The sequence below is a fragment of the Cryobacterium sp. TMT2-4 genome, from assembly GCF_004402575.1.
Taxonomy (GTDB): domain Bacteria; phylum Actinomycetota; class Actinomycetes; order Actinomycetales; family Microbacteriaceae; genus Cryobacterium; species Cryobacterium sandaracinum.
This window is the reverse complement of the sequence record NZ_SOGE01000017.1, coordinates 130,449-137,268: the sequence shown is the minus strand read 5'-3', so window position 1 is coordinate 137,268 and position 6,820 is coordinate 130,449. Positions and strand designations below refer to the sequence as shown.

Here is a 6,820-nt window from a genome sequence, read left to right as displayed (position 1 = left end):
GAGCCGGGCCGGGCCGCGACTAGCCGACGCGGGCCGGGCCGCGGCTAGCCGGCGCGGGCCGGCGCCGGCGGGGTCCGGAGGCCGCGCACTGCAACGTCGCCGACGACCGCGGGGATGATCGGGGTGGAGGTGACCTGGCCGGTGACCGGATCGGGTTCCAGGCCGAGCACGGTGCCGAGCACGGAGACCGCCGCCGCCGCCGACCAGGCCTGCGGGCGGCAGGCGGCCGGGTAGGGAACCGCGGCGGCAACCAGGGAGGACGCGTCGCCCGAGTGCAGTTCCGGCATGCGGTAGTCGAATGATTCGGCCGCCGCGAGCAGCCCCTCGATCAGGATGCCGGCCTCGGCACCGAAACCGGCGCGCCCCAGGCCGGCGATCGCGATCGCTGTGTCGTGGGTCCACACCGAGCCGCCGTGGTAGCTCAGCGGCCAGTAGCCGACGGAGTCCGTCGACATCGTGCGGAGACCGTAGCCGGAGTTCAACTCCGGGGACACGAGCCGGGCGGCCACGAGGGCGGACTCCTCCGCGGAGAGCAGCCCGGTTCCGAGCAGGTGGCCGATGTTGCTGGTCACAGTGTCGACCGGGCGCTTGAAGGCGTCGAGGGCGACGGCCGGGTAGCGGCCGGCGGGCGCGTCGATCCAGAACGAGTCCCGGAACCGGGTCTGGAGCGCGGCCGCCCGGGCGCGCCAGGCGTCGCCGCCGGCCCTGCCGAAGGCGTCGAGCAGTTCGGCGCCGCCGATATAGGCCTCGTAGGCGTAGGCCTGCACCTCGCAGAGGGCGATCGGTCCATCGGCGAGGCTGCCGTCGCGCCACTGGATCGAGTCGCCGGAGTCCTTCCAGCCCTGGTTCGCGAGGCCGTGGCCGGTGATGTCGACGTATTCGAGGAAGCCGTCGCCGTCGCTGTCGCCGAAGTCGCGCATCCAGCCGAGGGCAGCTTCGAGGGCAGGCAGCAGAGCCTCGACTTCTTCGGTGGCCAAACCCCAACGGTAGGCGTCGCGCAGCAGGCAGATCCAGAGCGGGGTGGCGTCGACGGTGCCGTAGTACAGCGGCGGCAGCGACAGGCTCTCGCCGGGCATCGAGTACACATCGGGGCGCAGTTCGTGCATGATCTTGCCGGGCTGTTCCGCGGTCTCGGTGTCGCTCTTGGTGCCCTGCAGCTGCGCGAGCAAGCGCAGCGTGGAGCCCGCGATCTCGGTGCCGAGCGGCAGCAGGAAGCGCGCCGCCCACAGGGAATCCCGGCCGAACAGGGTGAAGAACCAGGGGGCGCCGGCGGCCAGGAACGGCTCGGCCGGACTCGTCGTGGTGGCCATCCGCAGACCGGTCAGGTCGTCGAGCGCACGTGCCACCCAACGTCCGAGGCGCTCATCGCCGGAGCGCACCGACACCCCGGACCACTCAGGCAGCCCCGATGCGGCCTGCACCACGGTGGCCGCGTGCGCGATCTCGACGGTCCACTCCACGGTGACGCTGCTTTTCGCGGGCACGGTGACCGACCAGGTGCCGGTGACCTCGGTGTCAGCCTCGGCGGTCGAGCCGGTCAGCACCCCGTCGTCGCTCACCCCCACCAGCGCCGCCACGGTGTCGGTCGACAGACGGATGCCCCCGCTCGCCTCCGTCACAACGACATCCGGTGCCGCGGGCAGGTCCACGCCCCCGAAAGCGTCGCGCTCGGCGGCACCCGCGAGGCCGGCCTTTACGGTCTGCATATCGGCGAAATCGGGCGTCAGGCGCACGGACACGGTCGTGTCGACAGCCTGCTCGAGTCCCGAGATGATCTCGATCCGTTCGGTCAGGCGCCCCGCGGTGACCGTGCGGGTGACTTCGAGCCGCAGCCGGGGGTCGGCGGTGCGGTCGTCGAGGTGGCGGAGCAGCGACGTGAAGGTGACCTCTCCCGCGCCGCGCTGGGCGTGTCCGATCGCTTCGCCGGTCCGGCCGCCGATCAGCAGGGACCAGCCGGAGAGGATCCGGGTGTCCGCGTGGTACAAGCCGTGGATGGGTTTGTCGGTCTGCCCGTCGGACCGCGACCACGCCTGGGTCGGGGCCGCCAGAACGATGGCGGAGTCATGGAGCAGAGGCTGGACGGGGTGAGAGAACATGAGCGAGGTACGACTCCAGAGGGGGTTGTGGTGCGGATCTGCAGAAGAAACAGAAGGAACAGAAGGAACAGATGGAATGGAAGTAGAGAAGGAACAGAAGAAACAGAAGAAACAGAAGAAACAGAAGAAACAGAAGGAACAGAAGGAACGGAAGTAGCGAGCGAACGGAAGGAAAAGGGTGGAGAGAAGGACTACTCCTTCACCGCCCCATCGGTGGTGTTCATGATGCGTTTCTGGAAGATGAAGAACATCACCGCGACCGGGATGGTCATGATCGCCGCCGCGGCCAGCTTGAGTGGGTATTGCGTGCCCTGGCTGAGCTGCCCGGAGGCCAGTGACGCCACGCCCTTGGTCAGCGTCGTCAGCTCGGGGGACTGCGTGGCCACGATGAAGTGGGACAGCTCGTTCCAGGACCCTTGGAACGACAGGATGATGATGGTCACCAGGGCCGGCCGGGCCATCGGCAGAACGATCGACCAGAACACCCGGAAGGTGCTGGCCCCGTCGATGCGTGCCTGCTCCTCCACACTCGCCGGAATCGACTCGAAGAAGTTTTTCATGATGAAGACGCCCGCGGCATCCGTGAGCAGCGGCACGATCATTGCAACGTAGGTGTCGTAGATGCCGAGCTGGTTGATCACCAGGAACTTCGGGATCAGGAGCACGACCCCGGGCACGCTCATCACGGCGATGAGCAGCGCGAAGATCACGGTGCGGCCCCGGAAGTGCAGCCGCGCGAGGGCGTAACCGGCCAGGGAATTGAAGAAGACGCGGCCGAGGGTGACGAAGACGGTGACGATGGCGGAGTTCTGGAACCAGACCGGGAAGTCCGAGTTGAGGAACAACCTCTCGTACGCGGCCGTGGACCAGGTCTGCGGCAGCAGCGACATGGGATTGCTGGCGGCATCGCCATCCGTTTTGAAGGAGGTGGCGACCTGAATCAGAAACGGGGCGATGTAGATCATCGCGAGCACGATCAGGATCGCGTAAAGCAGCGATCGGCCGGCGATCGCGCGGGTCGGCAACTGTTCCCGGCCCAGGGCGCGCAGGCGTCGGGAGGGAGAGACGGTGCGCTCGCGGGTTCTCACCGTGGTGCTCATTTCGAACCTCCGGATGTCGGGCTCTGCAGATACGGACGCATCCGCCGGTTGGAGACCTTGCGTTCGGCCAGCAGAGCGCGCTGGAACAGGGTGAAGGCCACGATGATGACGAACAGGATGAAAGCGATCGCGGCGCCCTGGCCCCAGGCCTGGTTGGTGAAAGCGGCCTGATAGGAGAGATAGGCCGGAGTGAGCGTGGTCTTGCCTGGTCCACCCTGCGTGCCGGTATAGATCTGGTCGAAGACCTGCCAGGCGCCGATCAGGCCGAGGGTGAGCACGGTGAAGAGGGTCGGTCGCAGCTGGGGGAGGGTGACCCGCCAGAACCGCTGCCAGCCGTTGGCGCCGTCCATCATGGCGGCCTCGACGACGTCGCCGCTGAGGTTCTGCAACGCGGCGATGAACAGCAGCATGAACGTGCCGCTGGTGGTGAACACGGCCATCAGGATGAAGGCGCTCATGGCCACGGATGGCCCGGCGAGCCACTCCCAGAAAGAGATTCCGAGGAACGTGTTGCCGGTGAGCGCGGCCGGGCCGGTCTCGACGCCGAACGCTCCGAGGATGTTGTGCAGCACGCCGCTGGGGTCGTTGAACCAGTTCGGTCCGTTGACGCCGATGAACGCCAGCAGTTTGTTGACGGCGCCGCTGGCGCTGAACAGGAACAGCCAGAGCACCGTGATGGCCACCGAGCTGGTCACCGACGGGAAATAGAACGCGGTGCGGAAGAAGCCGCGGCCGCGCAGGATCTGCCGGTTGACCAGCACGGCCAGCAGCAGCGACAGCATGGTCTGGGTCGGCACGACCAGGAGGACGTACCAGGCGTTGTTACGCAGCGCTGTGCCGAAGTCCTGTTCGGCCAGGCCGCCGCCGCCGACCAGGGCGGAGTAGTTGTCGAGGCCCACGAACGACACTGTGCCGCTGAAAGGGCTGCCGCGGCCGTTCCAGTCGGAGAAGCTGACCCAGAGGGCCATCAGCACCGGGATGACCAGGAACAAGCCGAGCAGGATGATCATCGGGGCGGTGAAGAGCCACCCCGAGGCGGTCTCGCCGCCCCGGATATTCGAGCGGCGAGCCGTGCGTGCAGGCGTCGACATGGTGGACTACTTCAGCAGTGCTTCGAGGTTCTTCTGCACGGAATCGAGAATCGCTTGTGCGTCCCCGGTCTTCAGCGACTCGAGCTGGGCGTTCAGGTCGCTCGTGACATCCGCGGCGCCCTGCACGTTGGGCACGCCCTTGGCGTAGTCGGCGCCGTCGAGGAAGGCCACCAGGGTGGGGTTGGCGCTCTTCCAGTCTTCGGCGGCCGACTTGATCGAGGGCATCGGGCCGAATTCTTCCGAGAAGGTGAGCTGGGCATCCTTGCTGGTGAGCTGTTCGACGAGCTCGAGCGCGCCGGCCTGGTTGGGGCTGTCGGCGGCGATTCCCCAGCAGTTGGTGAACTGCAGGGTGCCCTGGCCCTCCGGGCCTGCAGGCAGCTCGGCGACCGTGTAGTTGACGTCGGGGAAGTCGCTCTTCATCGCGCCCGTGATCCAGTTGCCCTCAATGGTCATGGCCGAGAGCTGCTTGCCGAACGCCTCGCCACCCCACCCGGCACCGATTTCGCTGGCGTAGCTCATCACCCCGTCGTTCAGGAGGGTCTGCGCGTATTCGAGGCCCGCGACGTTCTCCGCGCTGTTCGCGGTGACCTCGGTGTTGTCTTCGCTCATCAGGCTGCCGCCGGCCTGGGCCATGAACGCGCCCAGACGGGCGTATTCGCCGCCGAGGGCGAGTCCGACCTGGCTGTCGGTCGTGAGCGTCTTGCTGACGGCCGCGAGCTCGTCCCAGGTGGTGGGGATGTCGGCATCCGTCAGCCCGGCCTGAGCCCAGAGGTCGTCGTTGATGATCAGACCCAGGGTCGAGAAGTCCTTCGGCGCGCAGTAGAAGTCGCCCTCGTACGTGAAGGAACTGACCAGGCTCGGGTAGAAGTCGTCCTTGTTGGCCAGATCGTCGCCGTAGGCCAGGAGCGAGCCGTTCGAGGCATAGCCGGCGAGCGCATCCGTCGACAGGTAGAAGACGTCGGCGGGCTTCTGGGCCGCGAAGCCCTGGGCGAGCTGCTGGTTGAGATCGCTGGCGACGCTGACCTTGGCGTCGGTGCCAGAGGTCTCGGACCAGGCGGCCACGGCGGCGTTGACGGAGGCGGTCTCGGCGTCGCCGCTGGAACCGATCAGAATGTTGAGCCCCTGGGTGGAATCGCTCGTGAGCTCTCCGCCCGAATCGGCGGTGTCGCCGCCGAAGCCGGATCCGGAACCGCACGCGCTGAGGGTGAGGGCGCCGGCCACGGCGAGCCCGGTTCCGATCAGCCAGCGGGAGTTGCGTCGTTGCATCTTGTTTCTCCTTGAGTCGCGCATCGATGCGCGTTTGCTTGTGTAACGGTCACGATAGCTGAATTCATTTGATCGATCAAACTTTTTTTTGATCGATCTAATCACCGTGTTTCCGCGATCCGTCGAGACGCGGTATTCTGTGCAGAACAATATTTGATCGTTCAATTCACGGGGGCAGGCGCGTCCGACAAGGGCGTGGGGCAGGAGCGGCGATGGGTGGGTTCCCCACGGTGACGGATGTCGCGCTCGCGGCCGGCGTCTCCCGGCAGACCGTCTCGAATGTGATGAATTCGCCCGGCATCGTGCGCACCGACACCCGCCAGCGGGTCGAGGCTGCCATCGCCGAACTCGGGTACCGGCCGCACGCCTCCGCCCGCCGGCTGCGCACGCGGCGCAGCTCGACCATCGGCATCCGGCTGGACCCGGTGATCGACGGCATCTCCGGTTCGGTGCTCGACCGGTTTCTGCACGCCGTGACCGAGCAGGCCGACGCCCAGGGGCTGCGGGTGCTGCTGTTCACGGCCACGAGCCCCGAAGACGAGATCATCCAGTTCCGGCGCCTGAACGACGGCGCGGATGTCGATGGTTTCGTGCTCACGTCGACGTTCGCCGGCGACCCACGCACCCGATGGCTGATCGAGAACGGCATCTCCTTCGTCACCTTCGGGCGGCCGTGGGGAGTCGACGATATGAACGACCCGCAGCACCTGTGGGTGGATGTGGATGGCTGGTCCGGCCTGCACGCTGCCACGCGGACACAGCAGGAGACCGGAGCCCGGCGCATCGCCTACATCGGCTGGCCCAGCCCGTCGGGCACCGGCGATGACCGCCGACGAGGCTGGTACGACGCGATGATCGAACGCGGCGACGTCTCGGAGCGGGACTTGGCCGAGCTGGAGATCGTCACCACTGACGGCGTCAGCCAGGGCACCGCGGCCATGCAGCAGTTGCGGCAGAACGCCGGCCAGATCGATGCCGTGCTCTGCGCGAGCGACTCGCTCGCCCTCGGGGCGATGATCGCGAACCCCGAGCGTGTGCCCGTCACCGGCTACGACAACACCCCCATCGCCGCCGCGATCGGGCTTTCCAGCGTCGACCAAGCAGTGGACGAGGTGGCCGCCGGAGTGCTCGAACTGCTCACCGGCGAGTTCGGCGGCAAGGTGCACGGAGCCCCCGAGTCGGCCGAACCCCGGCACCGGATGGTCACGCCCCGGCTGGTCGTGCGCGAGTTCGCCGCCATCCCGATGGACGTGCCGCGGTAGCCGCT

General features: G+C 67.4%; 6 protein-coding genes. 2 read left to right on the top strand and 4 right to left on the bottom strand.

Annotation, left to right across the window (positions count from 1 at the left end):
• Nucleotides 1-44: 44 nt before the first annotated feature.
• Nucleotides 45-2,096 (bottom strand): glycogen debranching N-terminal domain-containing protein, encoded by a 2,052-nt coding sequence (locus E3O54_RS05510; RefSeq protein WP_134401119.1) that lies wholly within the window; start codon nt 2,094-2,096, stop codon nt 45-47.
• Between E3O54_RS05510 and E3O54_RS16250 the strand changes: the two genes are divergently transcribed.
• Nucleotides 2,095-2,253: a hypothetical protein gene (locus tag E3O54_RS16250; RefSeq protein ID WP_166805204.1), complete on the top strand. Its 159-nt coding sequence runs from the start codon at nt 2,095-2,097 to the stop codon at nt 2,251-2,253. The genes E3O54_RS05510 and E3O54_RS16250 overlap by 2 nt on opposite strands.
• A gap of 34 nt (nt 2,254-2,287) precedes the next feature.
• On the opposite strand, the gene E3O54_RS05505 is transcribed toward E3O54_RS16250, so the two are convergent.
• Genes E3O54_RS05505 through E3O54_RS05495 form a run of 3 tightly spaced genes read right to left on the bottom strand, consistent with a single transcriptional unit; the run spans nt 2,288 to nt 5,553 of the window.
• Nucleotides 2,288-3,196, bottom strand: coding sequence for a carbohydrate ABC transporter permease (locus E3O54_RS05505; RefSeq protein WP_104099332.1), 909 nt, complete (start codon nt 3,194-3,196; stop codon nt 2,288-2,290).
• Nucleotides 3,193-4,287 (bottom strand): carbohydrate ABC transporter permease, encoded by a 1,095-nt coding sequence (locus tag E3O54_RS05500; protein ID WP_104099333.1) that lies wholly within the window; start codon nt 4,285-4,287, stop codon nt 3,193-3,195. Before E3O54_RS05500 ends, E3O54_RS05505 begins: the two co-directional genes overlap by 4 nt.
• Nucleotides 4,288-4,293: 6 nt before the next feature.
• On the bottom strand, nt 4,294-5,553 hold the full coding sequence (locus E3O54_RS05495; protein ID WP_134342176.1) for an extracellular solute-binding protein: 1,260 nt from the start codon (nt 5,551-5,553) through the stop codon (nt 4,294-4,296).
• A 212-nt stretch (nt 5,554-5,765) separates the two neighbouring features.
• Here E3O54_RS05495 and E3O54_RS05490 point away from each other — a divergent pair, with 212 nt between their 5' ends.
• Complete coding sequence (locus E3O54_RS05490; protein ID WP_104099335.1) at nt 5,766-6,815, top strand: LacI family DNA-binding transcriptional regulator; 1,050 nt, start codon at nt 5,766-5,768, stop codon at nt 6,813-6,815.
• Nucleotides 6,816-6,820: the final 5 nt, after the last annotated feature.

Coding starts and splice junctions, on each gene's coding strand:
- E3O54_RS05510 (WP_134401119.1), bottom strand. CDS start 2,096: ATGTTCTCTCACCCCGTCCAGCCTCTGCTCCATGACTCCGCCATCGTT.
- E3O54_RS05500 (WP_104099333.1), bottom strand. CDS start 4,287: ATGTCGACGCCTGCACGCACGGCTCGCCGCTCGAATATCCGGGGCGGC.
- E3O54_RS05490 (WP_104099335.1), top strand. CDS start 5,766: ATGGGTGGGTTCCCCACGGTGACGGATGTCGCGCTCGCGGCCGGCGTC.
- E3O54_RS05505 (WP_104099332.1), bottom strand. CDS start 3,196: ATGAGCACCACGGTGAGAACCCGCGAGCGCACCGTCTCTCCCTCCCGA.
- E3O54_RS16250 (WP_166805204.1), top strand. CDS start 2,095: ATGAGCGAGGTACGACTCCAGAGGGGGTTGTGGTGCGGATCTGCAGAA.
- E3O54_RS05495 (WP_134342176.1), bottom strand. CDS start 5,553: ATGCAACGACGCAACTCCCGCTGGCTGATCGGAACCGGGCTCGCCGTG.